This window comes from Nocardia sp. CNS-044, from assembly GCF_059570515.1.
In genome coordinates this window covers 28,564-45,732 of the sequence record NZ_JCANSX010000002.1, presented here as the reverse complement: position 1 = coordinate 45,732, position 17,169 = coordinate 28,564, and the positions used below count along the sequence as shown (strand labels likewise).

The following is a 17,169-nucleotide window of genomic DNA, read 5'->3' as shown; positions in this document are numbered from 1 at the left end:
GGGCGAGCATCGCCTGGTGTATCGCCTCGAACACCCCGGCCGCTTGCCAGTCCCGCACCCGCCGCCAGCAGGTCATGCCGGACCCGAAGCCCAGCTCCTGGGGCAGGTCTTCCCACCCGATCCCGGTGAACAGCACGAACAAGATCCCCTGCAACACCAGCCGGTCGTCCATCCGCGCCGGCCCCGGCGTACCCGGCGCCCGGACCGGCAGTAGCGGTTCGATCACTGCCCACAACTCGTCATCCACGACCCACGGTGCCGCCACGACGAAACATACTGCACTGCAACATGAGTCAACGCCACCCGGCCGAACCTGTTAGGAGCTCTAAGCACTCCTCATTTCGGTCGAATGCTGCCCGCCCCGTTGCCGCTGCCACATTGCCCATAACAGCATGTTGCGGTGAAGCGGTGGGAGGGCCGCGACGTCGCGTAACCGTCCACGAATCAACGGATGATCTCGGCACGTGCCCGTTCGTTCGGGGTGCCGATGTCCCAGAAGCGGACCGTGCCCCGCGCTTCGCGGTACACGCCTGTCCCGCCGGTGATGGCCATGTCGAGCGGGCTCGCGCCTCTCACCCAGAGGGACTGCATGGTTACCGAGCCTTGCGTGAGTTCCATGGTGATCGAGCACTGCATGGTGATGTTCTCGCCATCGACATGAAGGGTCTGGCACGAGCCGCCCCCGCGTCCGACTGCGCGTCCGTCCTGTATCGCGTTGCCGGAGTACACGTCCATGTCGCCCACGCTCACCCCCGGCTGGCCGAGATCGAGACTGGCGTACTGATCGTTCTCGACCCCGAGTTCGAGGACCTCGACCTGATCATCGGCCCGGGCTTCGGTCTCGCTCGTGTTCGCGCCGCAGCCGCCGACCGCGACGGCGATGAGCGGCGCGGCGACGAACGTCATGAACGCGGCCTTGGTGCGAATGTTGCTGTGCATGAAGACTCCTCGAATTCGAGTGGGCGGACCATCCGCCCACGTCTCGACTGTGCTGCCCGTTCCGGGCGGGTCGGGCATGTCCACAGCTTCACCGATTGCGTTCTATGCTGTCCAAGACCAGAATTCACAAGAATTCATAACACTCAGGCTATGAAATGGATCTGTTGCAGCTCCGCTACTTCCAGGCGGTGGCCCGCCGCGAGCACCTCAGTCAGGTCGCCGCCGAGCTTCGCATCGCGCAGCCCTCGCTCAGCCGCGCGATTGCCCGCCTGGAGGACGATCTCGGCGTGCCGCTGTTCGATCGGGCGGGGCGAGGGCTGCGACTCAACCGATTCGGCGCCGCGTTTCTCCGCCGCGTCGACCGGGCGCTGCGCGAACTCGACGACGCCCGCCGCGAACTCGGCGATGCCGCCGGCTTCGACCACGGCAGCATCGCAATCGCCGCGGAAACCCTGCTCACGGTGACCGGGATGGTCACCGAGTTCCGCGCCGAGCACCCGGGTGTCGATATCCGACTCCACCAGTCCGATGCCGCGACCATGGCGAGACAATTGCACACGGGCGAGGTCGACCTCTGTATCGCTTCCCAGCCGCTGTCGGGACCGAACTTGCGGACGCGAGAACTGTTGCGGGAGGAAGCACTGCTCGGGGTACCGCCGGGACATCGGCTCGCCGGACGGGAATGCGTGCGACCCGAAGAACTCGCGGGCGAACCGTTCGTCACCACCCGCCCCGGCTACTGGCCACGCGAGCTGACCGATCAGATGTTCGCGGCGGCCGGACTACAACCCGTGTACGTCTGCGAGAGCGATGAGCCCGGAGCTACCGGCTACTTGATCAGCGCGGGCCTCGGCGTCGGTCTGGTGCCTGCGTATTCACTGAGCACCAGCGCTTATCTTCCGGGCTCCTGGGTGCGCCTGGACGTACCGGACTGCTACCGCGTCCTGACCCTCGTGTGGCGCGCGGACACCTATTTCTCCGCCGCGGCACAGCGGCTGACCGACTTCGCAAGTGAATACTTCCGCCGCTTGTAGCAGTCACCTGCCGTGGTTTGTTCACCGACGGCCTACCGGGATCGAATCCAGCCGCCTCTCAACATGTGAGGCGGACGGTAGCAGCTCGGACAGGGCCGTTCACTGCGCTATGAGCGACACTGTCCGTGAGCTGAGTGGTTTGTTGTCGAGTTCAGGTGCGGGGCAAGGGGTTTGCGGCTGCACGCCGTCGATCGGCCACGAACTCGCTGCCGCCAACGTGCTGCCAGTAGGAGTGCAGAGCAGGCACCACTCGCTGGGGTGAGCATCGAGTACTACACGCGTCTGGAGCGCGGCAACCCAAAGGTGTCTCCGACACCGTGTTGGACGCGCTGGCCCAGGCGCTGCGGCTCGACGGAACCGAGCGCATACATCTGTACGACCTCGCCCGCGCGGCAGCACCGACACCGGAGACCCGGCACCGGGCGGTCCGGCCGACGGTTCGGCCCAGCGTGGCGCGACTCGTCGAAGGCATGCCGGGGCTGCCGGCGTCCGTCGTGAACAACCGCCTCGACACGTTGGCCGCCAACCCGCTCGCCCGGGGCCCTGTACTCGGAGATGTACTCCACCAGCACACGACGAGAACCAGTGGTAGGACCGATGGCCGTGATCCCCCGGCACCTCGATGTCGTGGTCGTCGGGCCGGACTGTCGGGCGATCGCGGCCGAGCCAACTACGCCGCGGCCAGGGCCGGTCTGCAGACCGTCGCGACGGGCACCGGATCCGATGCGGCGGCGCGGTCCAGGCCGCGGTGATCGTAGATGTGGGGTGGCGAGGACGCCGAGGACAAGGCCGGGCGAACCGCGACGGATCAGAGCGACCCGGGCTGAGGAGAGTGGCGGGTCGGCTCTGCCGCCCGGGATTGCGTAGCTGCCCAACTGGCGAGGAGTTCGAGCCGGTCTTCGGATGCGGTGCCGGGCTCGGCGGTGTATGTGATCAGGTTGTGCACGGCTCGGCCGGGCAGGGGTAGGTCGAGGTCCTGAAAGGTCAGTTCCAGGTGGCCGACGTCGGGGTGCTGGAGTCGTTTGATGCCGTCGTGGCGGATCAGGACGTCGTGCGCGGCCCAGAGGTGGCGGAACTCGGGGCTGAGGGTGGACAGCTCGCCGACGAGTTCGCGCAGTGCCCGGTCGCGGGGCTCGCGCCCGGCCTCGGCGCGCAGCAGGGCGGCGGTGGCATTGCCGGCGGCGTCCCAGTCGACGAAGAAGGCACGTGCGCCGGGGTCGAGGAAGACGTAGCGGGCGATGTTGGGGCGACCGCGCTGGTCGATAGTGGCGCTGGCGAACATCGGCGCGTGCAGGGCTCGGGCCAGAGGGTTGCTGGCGACGACGTCCGTGCGGCCGTTGCGTACGAACGCCGAGGACATCGTCATGGAGTCGAGCAGCCACTGGACCTGGGGCGGGACCTCGACATCCCTGCGACGCGACGGCGTGCGATTCGCGGGCCGCGATGACCGGGCCAGGTCGAACAGGTAAGTGCGTTCGTCGTCGTCCATTCGCAGGGCGCGAGCAACCGCGCCGAGGACGTCTTCGGACACGCCGCCGATATGGCCCTTCTCCAGCCGCGTGTACCACTCCGTGCTCACGCCGGCGAGGACGGCGACCTCCTCGCGCCGCAGCCCGGCGACCCGGCGACGAGCGTTGGTCGGCAGTCCGGCCTGCGCCGGGGTGATTTTGGCGCGCCGGCTGGCGAGGAAATGCCGGATTTCGCCGCGGTTCCCGGGCTGCTGGTCCATGTCGTTCACGGTAGCCGCTGGTTACGGCGCGAGGGGGGTCGAGATCACACCCCCTATAAACGCGACCTTCTCCGGTGGCGGCCATCGCGGTCTCCTGGGGATCGAACGTCCCGACACGATCCCAGGGGTGATGAGAAATGAGACTGGAGGCAGGCGAGATGACGAGTAGGACGCTGACAGCGCCGGCGGTGGCGCTGGGCACGTGGGCCTGGGGAGACAGCGGCGAGGTGGGCGACGGCTATTTCGGCAGTCGGCTGACCGAGTCCGGCCTGCGAGAGGTCGTCGAGAAGGCGCTTTCGAACGGGTTCACCTTGTGGGACACCGCGGTGGTGTACGGCATGGGCCACTCGGAGACGGTCCTCGCTCAGGCGCTGAAAGGCTACGCCCGCAGCGAGTACCAGCTGTCGACGAAGTTCACCCCGCAGGTCGCGGGTGACGGCGACGATCCGGTCGCCGACATGCTGGAGCAGAGCCTCGACCGAATGGACACTGACTATGTGGATCTGTACTGGATTCACAACCCTGCCGACGTGGCCCGTTGGACGCCGGTTCTGATACCGCTGCTGCAGAGCGGCAGGGTCAAACATGTTGGCGTCTCGAACCACAACATGAAGGAGATCGCTCTTGCCGATCAGATCCTCGGTGAGTCCGGCTTCCGTGTGGAAGCGGTCCAAAACCACTACAGTCTCCTGTACCGAAGCTCTGAGCGCGCGGGCATCCTCGAGCACTGCCGCGAGCACGACGTGCGGTTCTTTTCCTACATGGTTCTCGAGCAAGGGGCGCTGACCGGCAGGTACAGCCCGGCTCATCCGTTGCCGGACGGCAGCAGCCGGGCGGCCGTGTACAACGGCATCCTGCCCCAGCTGCAGGCGCTGACGGCCAGGATGGGAGCGATCGGCGAGGACCGAGGCGCGTCCGCCGCTGACGTCGCCACCGCCTGGGCCATTGCCAAGGGGACCACCCCGATCATCGGGGTCACGAAGGCGGGTTACATCGACGGGTTGGTCCGAGCTTGCGGCATCGAGCTCGCCGACGAGGAGATCGCGGAGCTGGAGGCGCTGGGGGATGCTGCGGGCGTCGACACGCGCGGCAGCTGGGAGCACGACATGTAGCAGTCGTCGGCGGCTTCCTTGACGCGCCTCGCACGCCGGAGGACAAGCAAGACAACGACAATGGCCGTCCGTTCGCTGAACTGGTGTGCGGCATCTGGCGCCGCGGCCGCGGGCCGCAATACAGTGGGCGCATGCGTGAACGATCTCGAATCCTGCTGTGCGCTACCACGACCGTCGCCGCGGCGCTGGCGCTGCCGGTCCTCCCGATCGCGTCCGCTGAGCCCTCCCCCAGTTCCACCGGCTGCGCGGAGGTCAGCGTAGTCACCGTCCGTGGCACGCTCGAACCGCAGATCGGCAGTCTGCTGCTGACCCCGCTGGCCCGGCGGATCGCCCAGGAATCCGGCCGCAGCACCACAGTGACCGAACTCGAGTATCCCGCCTCGATGGCTCCCGACAGCGCAGTGCGCGGCGTCGAGAACCTGACGGCACTCGTGAACAAGGCCGCAGCCGAATGCCCGAATCAGCAGCTCGTCCTCCTCGGCTACTCACAGGGCACGCGCGTCATCGGCAACACCCTTCGCACGCGAACCGCGTTGACCGACCAGGCCGCCGCGCAGATCGACGCGATCGCCCTGTTCGGCAGTCCGCTGTTCAACGGCGCCGACCCCTTCAACCGCGGCAACTACGATCCCGCCCTGTCGGGCACCGCCGCGCTGCCCGTCGGCGCCCTCGGAGAATTCACCGACCGCGTGCGCTCCTACTGCGCCGCCGCCGACCGCGTCTGCCAGGGCGGCGACCCGGCCGCCGGGTTCGGAAATGCTCTGAGTCCTGGGCATTTCGCGTACTTCGTCAACGACTACCGTGACCAGGCGGCGGCATTCGTCCGCGAGCAGCTCGGCTCGTAGTGATCCCCTCCTGCAGCCCAGGCTGGTACGCGTCCGGCCGAGCACCGCGCCGCGGTGCGTGCCTGCGGACGACACGTTTCTACCGAGCACGCGGTTTCGATCGCACCCAACCGAAGGTCAGTTTTACCGCGCCCCTCCACTTCTCGTACTCGTCCTCGCGATGCGCGGGGTCCATTCGCGGAAGCCATTGGCGGGCGCGCTGGTGACCAGGCCGATGTTGTCCCGCGCCCGCTGCACGAGCGAGCCGGTGACCGCGATAGGCACCCTCACACCTGACAACCTCCACCGCGGCGAAACACACAGCGATGCTGCTCGCCGCGCACGCCGCAGCATTGTGCGCCAGCGAGTTCCGCGCGCGCCGCAACCACGAGCGCCGCGACCGCCGGAGCCAATGCCTGCCCGGGCGCTGGGGCGAAACGCGACGAATGGTTAGTAGGCATCCGAGATGGCAGCCTGCCCTCACTGCGCAACAGTTCCTGGTCCGCCGAGGAGAACCCAGAAGGATCAGCGCCACCGATGTGCCAGAATACAGAGGGACAACCCGCCGCCGTGCCGAGCAATCCGAAGTCCTCGCTACCGGTGATCGGATTCGGCAGCGGGAACACCGCAAGTCCGCCGGCGGCGAGCTCGGCCATGACCCGCTCGGTGTGCGCGGGGGTGTTGACAGTCAACGGGAAGCTATCGAAAACCTCGACCACCGGTTCATGCTGCGCGCCAGCGGCTTCCGCCTCTGCTATCGCGATCCGCTCGATCGCCTCGAGCATGTCCTGGCGTGAGCCGGGAGTGAATGTTCGCAAGCTCAGCAGCAATTCGGCCTTGTCGGCGATGACGTTGGCGCGGGTTCCCGCATGCAGCGCCGCAGCCGTGAGGACCGGAGCAGCCGACAGCGAGGTTTGCCGGGCCGTCAGTGCCTGCAACCGCAGCACCAGCGAGGCCGCCATCGCGAGCGGGTCGACGGCTGCGTGCGGCATCGATGCGTGCCCGCCGACGCCGGTCAGTGAAATCCGCACCGAATCAGAGGCCGCCATCAACGGCCCACCTCTGGTCGACACCAAACCGGCGGGCAACGGACTCACGTGCTGCCCAAGACAGATGCGGGGGTGCGGCACCTTCTCCAACAGACCGTCGTCGAGCATGTCCCTGGCACCTGAACCGGTTTCCTCGGCAGGTTGGAAGATGGCCACAACCGTGCCGGACAGCCCGCCGACCGACCCCAGCGCGGCACACGCGCCCAGGAGCGCGGCGACATGAAAATCATGCCCGCACGCGTGCATGACCCCTGGTACGACCGAAGCGTAATCGAGGCCGGTCTCTTCCTGGATCGGTAAAGCATCCATATCGGCGCGCAACCAGATCACGGGTCCAGGCGCGCCCCTGAGCACACCCACGACTCCGGTGCCTCCCACACCTCGAGTCACCTCCCAACCAGGCAGCGATCGCAGCTCCTCGGCCACCAGCTCCGCAGTGGCGAACTCGGCCCCCGACAGTTCGGGATTCGCGTGCAACTGTCGGTAGACCTGCTGCCAGTGTTCCTCCACAACGACCGTTACCGTCGTGCGTGCCAGCAGTTCGTCATCGGGCTCCTTCGGTCGGGCTGCCGATCCGGAAATCGGGCTCATCGAATGCTCTCGATGCTGCGCATCATCGCGACAACTTCGGACGGATGGGTAAGTTGCGGATAGTGTCCGGCGCCGACGATTGTCGCGACAGTGGCTGGGCCGGTATCGCCGACCAGTGGATCCAGTTCCCCGGCAACGATATGGACGGGTACAGGAAACGGTTCGGTTCCGGCGAGCAAAGATTGGAGCGAGGCGCGTTCGGCACGGCGATTCGCGGCCCGGAGCCAGCGGGCGGTGCGGCGGGCGACCCCGGGTCGCTGCAATTGCGTGGCAGCACTTTCCAGGGACCGACGAACCTGGTCCGAAGAATCGCCGCCGGGCGCGCCGAGCAGTGTGCCGGCGAGACGATCGGCCGACATTCTCTTCAGGAGAGGTGTTGCCACCGTCGGTGTGCGTAGCAACCAATTGGGCTCGGACTGAAGGAAATAGGGAGAGATGAGGAACACGGCCGTGACGCGATCCGGATGAGCGGCGGCGTAGCGCAGGGCGGGCGCGGTCGCCGCCGAGTGGGCGACGATGACGGGACGGGTTACAACTGGTGTCAGTAGGTCGGTGAGCCAATCCAGCGGGGCTGCCGACGGCGGGGCCGAACGGCCGAGTCCAGGCAAGTCGGCGACAAGGGCCGACGCATCGTCCAACTCGCCGAGTACACCCCGCCACGACTCACCGTCTAGTGGGAGTCCATGCAGGAGAACGCAATCGGGCGAAGTTCGGTCTCCGGCGACGAACGTCCGGGATCCGCCGACTTCATAGAAGCCGCCGGGAAGCACCGCGGGCGTCGTTCCGAAACCATCCGATACCAGCCGATCGGCCCAGCGACGCAACGTGGTCTCGACTGGGGGCAGGCTGAGCCCCGCGCCCTCGGCGACCTTCTCGGCTGAAGCCGTGTCGTAACGATCTTCGGTCAGAAAGCTCAAGGTCTCGGAATCGGCTCCGGTCAGCGCGGCGGGCAGGCGACGGACAATCGCCAGCGGCAAAAGGGTCTTCGGCGCACCAACGCCCAGGTGGTCGGCAAGCAGTCGGACAGTGTCGGGCAAATCGGGAGTGTTCTCATCGAGCACCCAGTGCAGCCCGCCGGGCTCCGGATCGAATTCGGGAATCGCGGTCATCAATTTCGCGAAATAATCCACCGCAACCACTGGCACAAACGTACGGGCGGTTCCCGGCAGCGCGGGCAGCTGCCCCATCCACAGATCGCGAACCAAATCGGCCAAACCAATGTATTGACCGACCTCGCCGGTGATCGAGTGGCCGATCACGCTGCTGGGATTCACCACGGTCAGTGGGACACCGAGTTGCGCCGCGACGACCCGCATGGCGGCGTCCGCCTCCGTCTTGGAGCCTTCGTAAGCTCCTCTGACCCGGTAGAGCTCCGCCAATTCGTCCTCGGGGAGCGGATACCGGGGTTGCGGGTCCAACCCGACCCGATAACCCGATACGTGAATCAACCGGCGCAGGCCGGGGAGAGTCGCGGCCCAGTACAGCACATTGAGTGCACCATCGACATTGACGGCCGTGGCCTGCGCCCGTTGCAGCCCGAACCGGTAGATGCCGGCGGTATTGAAGACATCCCGGACGCCTGTGAGCCGTTGGCGGTCCGCTGGACTCAACCCCAGGTGTGCACTGTTCGTGAAATCACCGGACACCACCGTGAGCCGATCAGCCGCGACACCACGAGCGCGTAGCCACGCTCGCAACTCGTCCGCCCTGCTGGGCATTGGCCGGCCCGTAGTACTCGCGTGTGCCTTATCCGGTTCACGAATGATGGCCGCGACTGCACGGCCCTCATCCAGCAGATGCAGCATCGTCCACCTACCGATAAAGCCCGTCGCGCCGAATACCACGGCGTCCGGGGCACTGGTCAAGGTCTCGTTCATATCAATCTCTCTAGACTGGTCTACATATTCTAGGCAGCAGGCGCCCGAGTCAGGAGCGCGCTTGTCAGTCGATGGCGAACAGCTTGGCGATACGGCGGCCGACCTGCTCGATCGGGACCCGGCTGCGGTCGGCCCGCGACAGCACCAATGCACCTTCGATCAGGGCGAGCGCCGTCGTCGCGAGTTCGTCCGACTCGGCCACGTCATGGCCCTCGGCGCGGAGCGCATCGGCTAGCGCTCGCCGCCAGCTCGAGTAGATGCCGCCACAGATCGACTGGAGGCTGTCGTTGCTCGCGGAAACCTCCAGGGCCACAGTCGCCACCGGGCAACCTTTGGCGTAATCGGCTGCCACCATCCGGTCGGCCAGCCGTTCCAGCAAGGCTTGGACGAGATCACCGGTGGTCGGCGCTTTCGGAACCAACTCCCCTACGATCCGATCGACCTCCCTGCCGGCAACTCCGAGTGCCTCACCGATCAGTTCATCCTTGCCTCCGGGGAAGTGATGATAGAGCGAGCCACGAGGCGCATCGGCTACCGCGAGCACCTCGTTGAGCCCGGCGCCGTAGTAGCCCTTTGCCTCGATCAGCGACCAAGCGGCCTCAACCATCCGTGCCCGCGTGGAACTACCCGAGACTGCCATATCCGCAGACTAGACCGGTCTACATAATCTCGTCAACCCCAGTGGCGTCACTACCTGGTCGATGCCGGTGCACGCCCCGCTCCAGCGGCGGTCATATCCGCGGCAGATGGGAGACTGTCACGGACACCTATCATCAATTACGAACTCGCCGTGATGAACTGGGGCCATCAGCGGAGTGTTCTCGCGTAATTGCTTACGTCGCCGGAATTTCCGATGTCCCGGCCAGTGCAATCGGACGCGGGCGACACTTGTGGGGCGTCGTGCACCGGCCCCCGAGTCGTCAGGGGGCTGATGAGTTATTGTCGAGCCGCTGAGGGACATGCCAGCTGCCTCGAGGGGCGGTCTGCCCCGGCGTCCAGTGCTGACCTGAATTCGACATCAGGGAGGAATTGTGGACATTACCGAGCTGATCCTCGACGACCACCATGAGCAGCGGCGCCTGTTCGCGATCCTGGAGCAGATCGATCGCACGGAGACCGGCGCGCTCTCCGCGATCTGGGGCAGACTGGCGGCCTTCCTCGAGCTGCACGCGCAGGCGGAGGAGGAAATCTTCTACCCCGCGCTGCTGCAGGCGGGTATCGCCGCCCGGCGCGCAGGCGGAGTGGAGGACGAGACACTCGACGCCATCCACGATCACAACGAGATCAGGGACGCGATCGCCGAAGTGGCGCGTCATCAGGTCGGCACCGATGGCTGGTACGCGGCTGTCGCGGCGGCCAACCTGGCCAACAGCGATCACATGGCCGAGGAGGAACGCGAGGGTCTCACCGACTTCCGTCGCCTGACCGGGCTGCCGCGCCGCCATCAACTGGCCGTCGCCTTCGCCGCCTACGAGGCGCGAAACTACTCGGGTGTCCAGCCTGTCGACAAGGATCCCGTCGGCTACGTCCGCGCGACGGAGAAGAAGCTGCGGTCCGCCCCGAGTGGCTCGCTGAGTGTCGGCAGCATGAAGCGGACCTGACCTGGCAGGCCGGCGGAGCACGAATATCCGCCGAATCGCAACGACCGATCTCGCGCCGATCGACGACCGCCCGCGCCGACCGCACAGGCGGCCGTTTCGATCGGACGGTGTACGAGCTGCCGTTCCTGCCATGCCGCGCGCGGCCACATCGCCCGCGGACGACACGCTGCTACCGAGCGCGCGGTTTCGATCGCACCCAGCCGAAGGTCAGTTCCACCGCGCGCCTCCACTTCTCGTACTCGTCCTCGCGATGCGCGGGGTCCATTCGCGGAAGCCATTGGGCGGCAAGGCGCCAATTGTTGCGCAGCCCCTCCAGATCCGGCCAGTAACCGACAGCGAGGCCGGCGGCATACGCCGCACCCAGCGAGACGGTCTCGGCGACCAACGGACGCATGACGGGTACGTCGAGTACGTCGGCCACGATCTGCATGAGCAGGTTGTTCGACGTCATGCCGCCGTCCACGCGCAGGGTGGCGGCCTGCAGGCCGGAGTCGGCGTTCATCGCCTCGACCACGTCGCGGGTCTGCCACGCGGTTGCCTCCAGCACGGCGCGGGCGATGTGCCCTTTGGTGATGTAGGAGGTCAGTCCGGCAATCAGGCCGCGGGCGTCGCTGCGCCAATGCGGCGCATACAGCCCGGAGAACGCGGGCACCACATAGCAGCCGCCGTTGTCTTCGACGGTGCGCGCGAGCGTTTCGATCTCCGGCGCGCTGGTGACCAGGCCGATGTTGTCCCGCACCCACTGCACGAGCGAGCCGGTGACCGCGATCGGTCCCTCCAACGCGTATACCGGCTCGGGGCCGATCTGGTAGCCGATCGTGGTGAGCAGGCCGTGCTCGGACCGCACCAGATCGCGTCCGGTGTTCATCATGAGGAACCCGCCGGTGCCATAAGTGCACTTTGTTTCCCCACGCGCGAAACAGGTTTGGCCGAACAGCGCGGCGTGCTGGTCGCCCAGCGCAGCGGCGATCGGAATGCCAGGCACCACCCGGCGGGTCACGCCGTAGGACGCGGTGGAGCGCTGGATGTGCGGCAGCATCGCCGCGGGAATGCCGAAGAACGCCAGCAGTTCGTCGTCCCAGGTGAGGGTGCTGAGGTTCATCAGCAAGGTGCGGCTGGCGTTGGTGACATCGGTGAGGTGCAGCCCGCCGTCGACCCCGCCGGTGAGATTCCAGATCAGCCAGGTCTCCATGGTGCCGAACAGCACCTCGCCGCGCTCGGCGCGCTCGCGCAGACCCGGGACGGCGTCCAGCATCCACCGCAGCCGCGGCGCCGCGAAGTAGGTGGCCAGCGGCAGGCCGCACAGCTCGCGGATCCGGTCCGCACCCGGCCGTTCGCGCAGCTCGCTGACCAACTCCTCGGTCCGCACGTCCTGCCAGACGATGGCGCGCCCGATCGGCATCCCGGTGCGGCGGTCCCACACCACGGTGGTCTCACGCTGATTGGCGATGCCGAGCGCGACGATCTGGTTGGCGGCAACGCCGGAATCCCGCATCGCCTGCGGCACGATCCGCTCGACGTTGCGCCAGATCTCCAGCGCGTCCTGCTCGGCCCAGCCCGGGCGCGGATAGTGCTGCTGATGCGGGCGCTGCGCGACGCCGACCAAGCGGGCGCGCTGGTCGAACAGGATGCAGCGGGTCGAGGTAGTGCCCTGATCGATGGACAGCACGTAACGTTGCGTCATCGGCGGCCGCCTTCAGTCGAAGTCCGCCAGTCACCGGCCTGCCGGAACTCAGTGCGGCGCACCGAGATCCCTCGAGACCGCCCGTGCGGCGTCGAGGACGTAACCGACCAGCGCCGGCCGGTGCCGCAACTGTGCGTCGCACAGTCGATCCACCCGGCCGGTGATGCCGATGGCGCCGACCACGAGACCGCCGGGCGCCCGGATCGGCGCGGCGATACCCGCCTCGCCCGACCGGAATTCCTCGGTGTCGCCTGCCCATCCGGCCTGCCGCACCACGGCCAGCGCCCTGGCCAGCGCGGCTCGGTCGACGAGAGTGCGGTGTGTGAGCGGAGCCAGTTCGCGTCCGCGTACCGTGGCGGCCAGGTCGGTGTCGTAGGCCAGCAGGACCTTGCCCAGAGCAGTGGCGTGCGGGGGCAAGAGTTCGCCGAGCTCGAGCGCCTGCTCGGTGTAGTCCGGCCGGAACACATGGTGGACCACCACCACCGCGCCGCCGATCGGGGCGCCGATCCGCACCGACTCTCCGGTGCGCGCCGCGAGGGCGTCGGCCCAGTTGATCGCCCGGGAGCGCAGCTCGTTAGCGTCGAGATAGCTGGTGCCCAGATGCAGCAGCGCGGCGCCGAGCTGGTATTTGCCGGTTGCCGAGTCCTGCTCGACGAAACCGACGCCCTGCAACGTGCGCAGAATGCCGTGCGCGGTCGGCTTGGCGAGATCGAGCGCACCCGCGATGTCGCCGATGCCGAGACGACCGGATCCACGGGCCAGCAACCGCAGCACGGCCGCTGCTCGCTCGATTGATTGGATCGGACCTGGCATGTCGGGAAACCTCTCCGGCAAGTGACGATTCGACAATGTCGAATCTTCGGTAATACCTGGGTCACATCATTGAAACCCAGTGTGAGCTGCGCCATACATCCTCCTAGCGAGTCGGACGGTAGTGGCGCCGAGGTCTGGCAACCAGCCGAGCCATTCGGCATTGTCGAATACGAGCTATGTCCGACTCGGTAATCCCGCCGTAATTTCCGTTCACGCACGGTCGCGCCCGCGACCTGCGGGGCGAAACGGAGGCTCAACGATGAACTTCGGCTCAATCTTCCTCAGCGAAGCACTCGGTACGGGAGTGCTGCTGCTGCTCGGGGTCGGTGTGGTCGCGAACGTATTGCTGGCCAAGTCCAAAGGACAGGACGGCGGCTGGCTACTGATCAACTTTGGATGGGGGTTCGCGGTGCTGGCCGGCGTTTATGTCGCCTACAAGACCGGCGGCCACCTCAATCCTGCGGTCACCATCGGCATCCTGTTCAGCGGTGCCGACGAGTACGCCTCCGGTATCGCCATCTCGGGCGCCACGACGCTCGCCTATCTGAGCGGTCAGCTGGCCGGCGCGTTCCTCGGCGCGACCGTTGCCTACCTGGCCTACAAGCGCCACTTCGACGAGGAGACCGACGAGGAGAAGAAGCTCGCGGTGTTCGCCACCGGCCCCGCGATCCGCGCCTTCCGCTGGAACTTCGCCACCGAGGTGATCGGCACGTTCACCCTGGTCTTGGTGATCCTCGCGTTGGGACACACCCCCAGTGGACTCGGCCCGGTCGCGGCGGCGTTCCTCGTCGTCGGCATCGGCGCATCGCTCGGCGGCCCGACCGGATACGCCATCAACCCGGCTCGCGACCTCGGTCCGCGCATCGCGCACGCACTCCTGCCGGTCAGCCAGCCCGTGCCGGCCGATGCGGCCCGGGTTCCGGTGGGTGTCGGCGCCCGCTCGTCGGTCGAGTCGCCCGACGTCAGCGCCGAACCGACCCGCAAGAACTCCGACTGGGGTTATGCCTGGGTGCCGGTGCTCGGCCCGCTGGTCGGCGGCGCGCTCGCCGGTCTCGCTGCGCAGTTCCTGTTCTGAATCCATTTCCGACAGCAGTTTCTCGAAAGGACCGCGATGACCAAGTTCGTCGGCGCCATCGACCAAGGCACCACGAGCACCCGCTTCATGGTGTTCGACCACAGCGGCAACGAGGTTGCCCGCCACCAGCTCGAGCACGAGCAGATCCTGCCGCGCCCGGGGTGGGTGGAGCACAACCCGACCGAGATCTGGGAGCGCACCCGCGCGGTCATCCAGAGCACCCTCACCAAGGCCGATCTGGTGGCGAGCGATCTGGCCGCGGTCGGCGTCACCAATCAGCGCGAGACCACGGTGGTGTGGAACCGCAAGACCGGGCGGCCGTACTGCAACGCCATAGTGTGGCAGGACACCCGCACCGATCGCATCGCCTCCGACCTCGAGAAGGCCGGGCACGGTGACACCATCCGGCGCAAGTCGGGCCTGCCGCCGGCCACCTACTTCTCCGGCGGGAAGCTGCGCTGGATCCTGGACAACGTCCCGGGTGTGGCCGAGGACGCCGGGCGTGGCGACGCGCTCTTCGGCACCACCGACACCTGGTTGCTGTGGCAGCTCACCGGCGGCGTGGACGGCGGGGTACACGTCACCGATCCGACCAATGCCAGCCGCACCATGCTGATGAGCTTGGAGACGCTGGACTGGGACGACGAGCTGCTGTCGATCTTCGGCATCCCGCGCGCGATGCTGCCCGCCATCGCGCCCTCGTCCAACCCGGAGCTGTTCGGGACCACCCGCGCCGACGGTCCGTTCGGCGGTGCGGTGCCGCTGTCGGGTGTGCTCGGCGACCAGCAGGCGGCCACGGTGGGGCAGGTCTGCTTCCGTCCTGGCGAAGCCAAGAACACCTACGGCACCGGCAACTTCCTGCTGCTGAACACCGGAACCGAGATCGTGCGGTCGCAGCACGGACTGCTCACCACGGTCGCCTACCAGCTCGGCTCGGACAAGCCGGTGTACGCGTTGGAGGGTTCGATCGCGGTGACCGGCTCGGCAGTGCAGTGGCTGCGCGATCAGCTGGGCATCATCTCCGGTGCGGCGCAGAGCGAATCGCTGGCCCGGCAGGCCGAGGACAACGGCGGGGTGTACTTCGTCCCGGCGTTCTCGGGACTGTTCGCGCCCTACTGGCGTTCGGACGCGCGCGGAGCCATCGTCGGCCTGTCGCGCTACAGCACCAACGCTCACCTGGCGCGGGCGACGCTGGAATCGATCTGCTACCAGTCCCGCGACGTCGTCGAGGCCATGCAGGCCGACTCCGGGGTGAAGCTCGACGTGCTGCGTGTGGACGGCGGCGTCACCGCCAACGAGCTGTGCATGCAGTTGCAGGCCGACTTCCTCGGTGTGCCGGTGTCTCGGCCGGTAGTCGCCGAGACCACCGCGCTGGGCGCCGCTTACGCGGCGGGGCTCGCCGTCGGCTTCTGGAACGACACCGACGAGCTCGAACAGAACTGGAACGAGGCCAAGCGCTGGACTCCCACCTGGTCGGAAGAGCAGCGCGAGCGCGGCTACGCGCGCTGGAAGAAGGCCGTCTCCCGCACCCTCGATTGGATCGACGTCGACGAATGAGGGGCGACGTCGGCCTATCCGAGAACTCCTGAGTGGGGTCAGGGGTTCGAGTCCCCCTCAGCTCCACCCGCTGGCGAAGTCAGCAGGTCATCGACCTGCTGGCTTCGCCGCTGTGTGGTGGTTCAGCTCCTGGCGATGGCCGTGGGACGCTCCGAACTGATCGATCGGGAGACCGCGCTGATCACCGGGAACAGGTCGGCACCCACCGCGCGGGCTGGTTCCAAGTCCAGCCGCTGTGGGATCAGATGTCCTGATCGGCGACGCAAATAGTTGAATCCGACGTCAGAATTGAATACGGTCGGTGATCGAAACGGCATCCGAACACGAGGTGGGCCACGGGATGGAAACAGACGATCTGCTGGACCGATGGCTACGGCTCGGCAGTCGCCGAGTTGCGACGAATGGGATCGAGCTGCGCGTCGTCGACCACGGCGCAGGCCCCGCGGTGGTCTTCTGCCATGGTTTCCCCGAGCTCGGATTCTCTTGGCGCCACCAGGTCTTCGCGTTCGCCGAGGCGGGTTTCCGTACGCTGACCCCCGATATGCGCGGGTACGGCGGCAGCTCTCGCCCGGACCGGATCGAGGACTACGACATCACCGCCCTGTGCGCCGATCTGGCCGGCCTTCTCGACGAGTCGGGTCTCGATGACGCGATCTTCGTCGGCCATGACTGGGGCGCGTCGGTGGTATGGCAATTCGCTCTTCGGCATCCGAGCCGGGTGCGGGCGGTGGCGGGCCTGAGCGTTCCGGTCACGCCGCGCTCCTCGGCGCCGCCGATGGCGATCCTGCGGTCCCGGCTCGGCGACGACTTCTACATGTGCTGGTTCCAGGAGCCGGGCGTAGCCGACGCCGCGCTGGCGGCGGACGTCCGGCGCACGCTGCTTCAGGACGACGTCATCAGCGCTCGCGATCTCATCGGCGCCGAGCCCGCGGTCCCGGACTGGACGAGCGAAGCCGAATTGGGCTATTACATCGAGGCTTTCACCGCCACCGGCTTCACCGGCGGGCTCAACTACTACCGCAACCTGGACCGGAACTGGGAGCTCACGGCAGACTTGGCCGACGCCGAGATCGACAAGCCCGCCCTGTTCATCGCCGGATCGGAGGATCCGGTCATCCGATTCACCCCGACCGCCAAAATGACCGCGGTGCTGTCCGACCTGCGCGGGTCGATCATCCTCGACGGTGCGGGGCACTGGATCCAACAGGAACGGGCGGCCGAAGTGAACGCCGCCCTGATCGACTTCGCCCGCAGCCTCGGCTGAATCGAATCGACCGGAACGGC

Annotated in this window: 16 protein-coding genes; 8 read left to right on the top strand and 8 right to left on the bottom strand. The window is 67.1% G+C overall.

Going from position 1 to position 17,169, the window contains the following annotated elements; genetic code table 11:
- On the bottom strand, positions 1-265 hold a 265-nt coding region (locus T333_RS01070; RefSeq protein ID WP_496423326.1), incomplete at its 3' end, for a transposase.
- A gap of 179 nt (positions 266-444) precedes the next feature.
- The gene (locus T333_RS01065; RefSeq protein WP_496423449.1) at positions 445-1,017 is read right to left on the bottom strand and encodes a dirigent protein; all 573 of its coding nucleotides are present in this window, start codon (positions 1,015-1,017) and stop codon (positions 445-447) included.
- A 77-nt stretch (positions 1,018-1,094) separates the two neighbouring features.
- Here T333_RS01065 and T333_RS01060 point away from each other — a divergent pair, with 77 nt between their 5' ends.
- Positions 1,095-1,973 carry a LysR family transcriptional regulator gene (locus tag T333_RS01060; protein ID WP_496423448.1) on the top strand — a complete coding sequence of 293 codons (879 nt, stop codon included), beginning with the start codon at positions 1,095-1,097 and terminating at the stop codon, positions 1,971-1,973.
- A 317-nt stretch (positions 1,974-2,290) separates the two neighbouring features.
- On the top strand, positions 2,291-2,725 hold the full coding sequence (locus tag T333_RS01055) for an MmyB family transcriptional regulator (protein WP_496423447.1): 435 nt from the start codon (positions 2,291-2,293) through the stop codon (positions 2,723-2,725).
- 56 nt (positions 2,726-2,781) lie between these two features.
- Here the strand turns inward: T333_RS01055 and T333_RS01050 are convergent, their stop codons facing one another.
- The gene (locus T333_RS01050) at positions 2,782-3,702 is read right to left on the bottom strand and encodes a helix-turn-helix transcriptional regulator (RefSeq protein ID WP_496423446.1); all 921 of its coding nucleotides are present in this window, start codon (positions 3,700-3,702) and stop codon (positions 2,782-2,784) included.
- 188 nt (positions 3,703-3,890) lie between these two features.
- Between T333_RS01050 and T333_RS01045 the strand changes: the two genes are divergently transcribed.
- The gene (locus T333_RS01045; protein ID WP_496423445.1) at positions 3,891-4,814 is read left to right on the top strand and encodes an aldo/keto reductase; all 924 of its coding nucleotides are present in this window, start codon (positions 3,891-3,893) and stop codon (positions 4,812-4,814) included.
- Between the two features lie 131 nt (positions 4,815-4,945).
- On the top strand, positions 4,946-5,659 hold the full coding sequence (locus T333_RS01040) for a cutinase family protein (protein WP_496423444.1): 714 nt from the start codon (positions 4,946-4,948) through the stop codon (positions 5,657-5,659).
- A gap of 266 nt (positions 5,660-5,925) precedes the next feature.
- On the opposite strand, the gene T333_RS01035 is transcribed toward T333_RS01040, so the two are convergent.
- The 3 genes from T333_RS01035 to T333_RS01025 all read right to left on the bottom strand — a co-directional run bounded on the left by T333_RS01035 (position 5,926) and on the right by T333_RS01025 (position 9,795).
- Positions 5,926-7,278, bottom strand: coding sequence for an amidohydrolase (locus T333_RS01035; protein ID WP_496423443.1), 1,353 nt, complete (start codon positions 7,276-7,278; stop codon positions 5,926-5,928).
- On the bottom strand, positions 7,275-9,155 hold the full coding sequence (locus T333_RS01030; RefSeq protein WP_496423442.1) for an alpha/beta fold hydrolase: 1,881 nt from the start codon (positions 9,153-9,155) through the stop codon (positions 7,275-7,277). Before T333_RS01030 ends, T333_RS01035 begins: the two co-directional genes overlap by 4 nt.
- A gap of 64 nt (positions 9,156-9,219) precedes the next feature.
- On the bottom strand, positions 9,220-9,795 hold the full coding sequence (locus T333_RS01025; protein WP_496423441.1) for a TetR/AcrR family transcriptional regulator: 576 nt from the start codon (positions 9,793-9,795) through the stop codon (positions 9,220-9,222).
- A 391-nt stretch (positions 9,796-10,186) separates the two neighbouring features.
- Between T333_RS01025 and T333_RS01020 the strand changes: the two genes are divergently transcribed.
- Positions 10,187-10,756, top strand: coding sequence for a hemerythrin domain-containing protein (locus tag T333_RS01020; RefSeq protein WP_496423440.1), 570 nt, complete (start codon positions 10,187-10,189; stop codon positions 10,754-10,756).
- A gap of 169 nt (positions 10,757-10,925) precedes the next feature.
- On the opposite strand, the gene glpK (T333_RS01015) is transcribed toward T333_RS01020, so the two are convergent.
- Both glpK (T333_RS01015) and T333_RS01010 read right to left on the bottom strand, forming a co-directional pair.
- Entirely contained in the window at positions 10,926-12,440 is a 1,515-nt protein-coding gene (gene glpK, locus T333_RS01015; protein WP_357247455.1) for a glycerol kinase GlpK, read from the bottom strand.
- Positions 12,441-12,488: 48 nt separating this feature from the next.
- Positions 12,489-13,253: an IclR family transcriptional regulator gene (locus T333_RS01010; protein WP_355001474.1), complete on the bottom strand. Its 765-nt coding sequence runs from the start codon at positions 13,251-13,253 to the stop codon at positions 12,489-12,491.
- A gap of 259 nt (positions 13,254-13,512) precedes the next feature.
- Here T333_RS01010 and T333_RS01005 point away from each other — a divergent pair, with 259 nt between their 5' ends.
- The 3 genes from T333_RS01005 to T333_RS00995 all read left to right on the top strand — a co-directional run bounded on the left by T333_RS01005 (position 13,513) and on the right by T333_RS00995 (position 17,149).
- Entirely contained in the window at positions 13,513-14,328 is an 816-nt protein-coding gene (locus T333_RS01005) for an MIP/aquaporin family protein (RefSeq protein ID WP_355001475.1), read from the top strand.
- 36 nt (positions 14,329-14,364) lie between these two features.
- Positions 14,365-15,885: a glycerol kinase GlpK gene (gene glpK / locus T333_RS01000; RefSeq protein WP_496423439.1), complete on the top strand. Its 1,521-nt coding sequence runs from the start codon at positions 14,365-14,367 to the stop codon at positions 15,883-15,885.
- 340 nt (positions 15,886-16,225) lie between these two features.
- Positions 16,226-17,149: an alpha/beta fold hydrolase gene (locus tag T333_RS00995; protein WP_496423438.1), complete on the top strand. Its 924-nt coding sequence runs from the start codon at positions 16,226-16,228 to the stop codon at positions 17,147-17,149.
- The last annotated feature ends 20 nt before the right edge of the window (positions 17,150-17,169 follow it).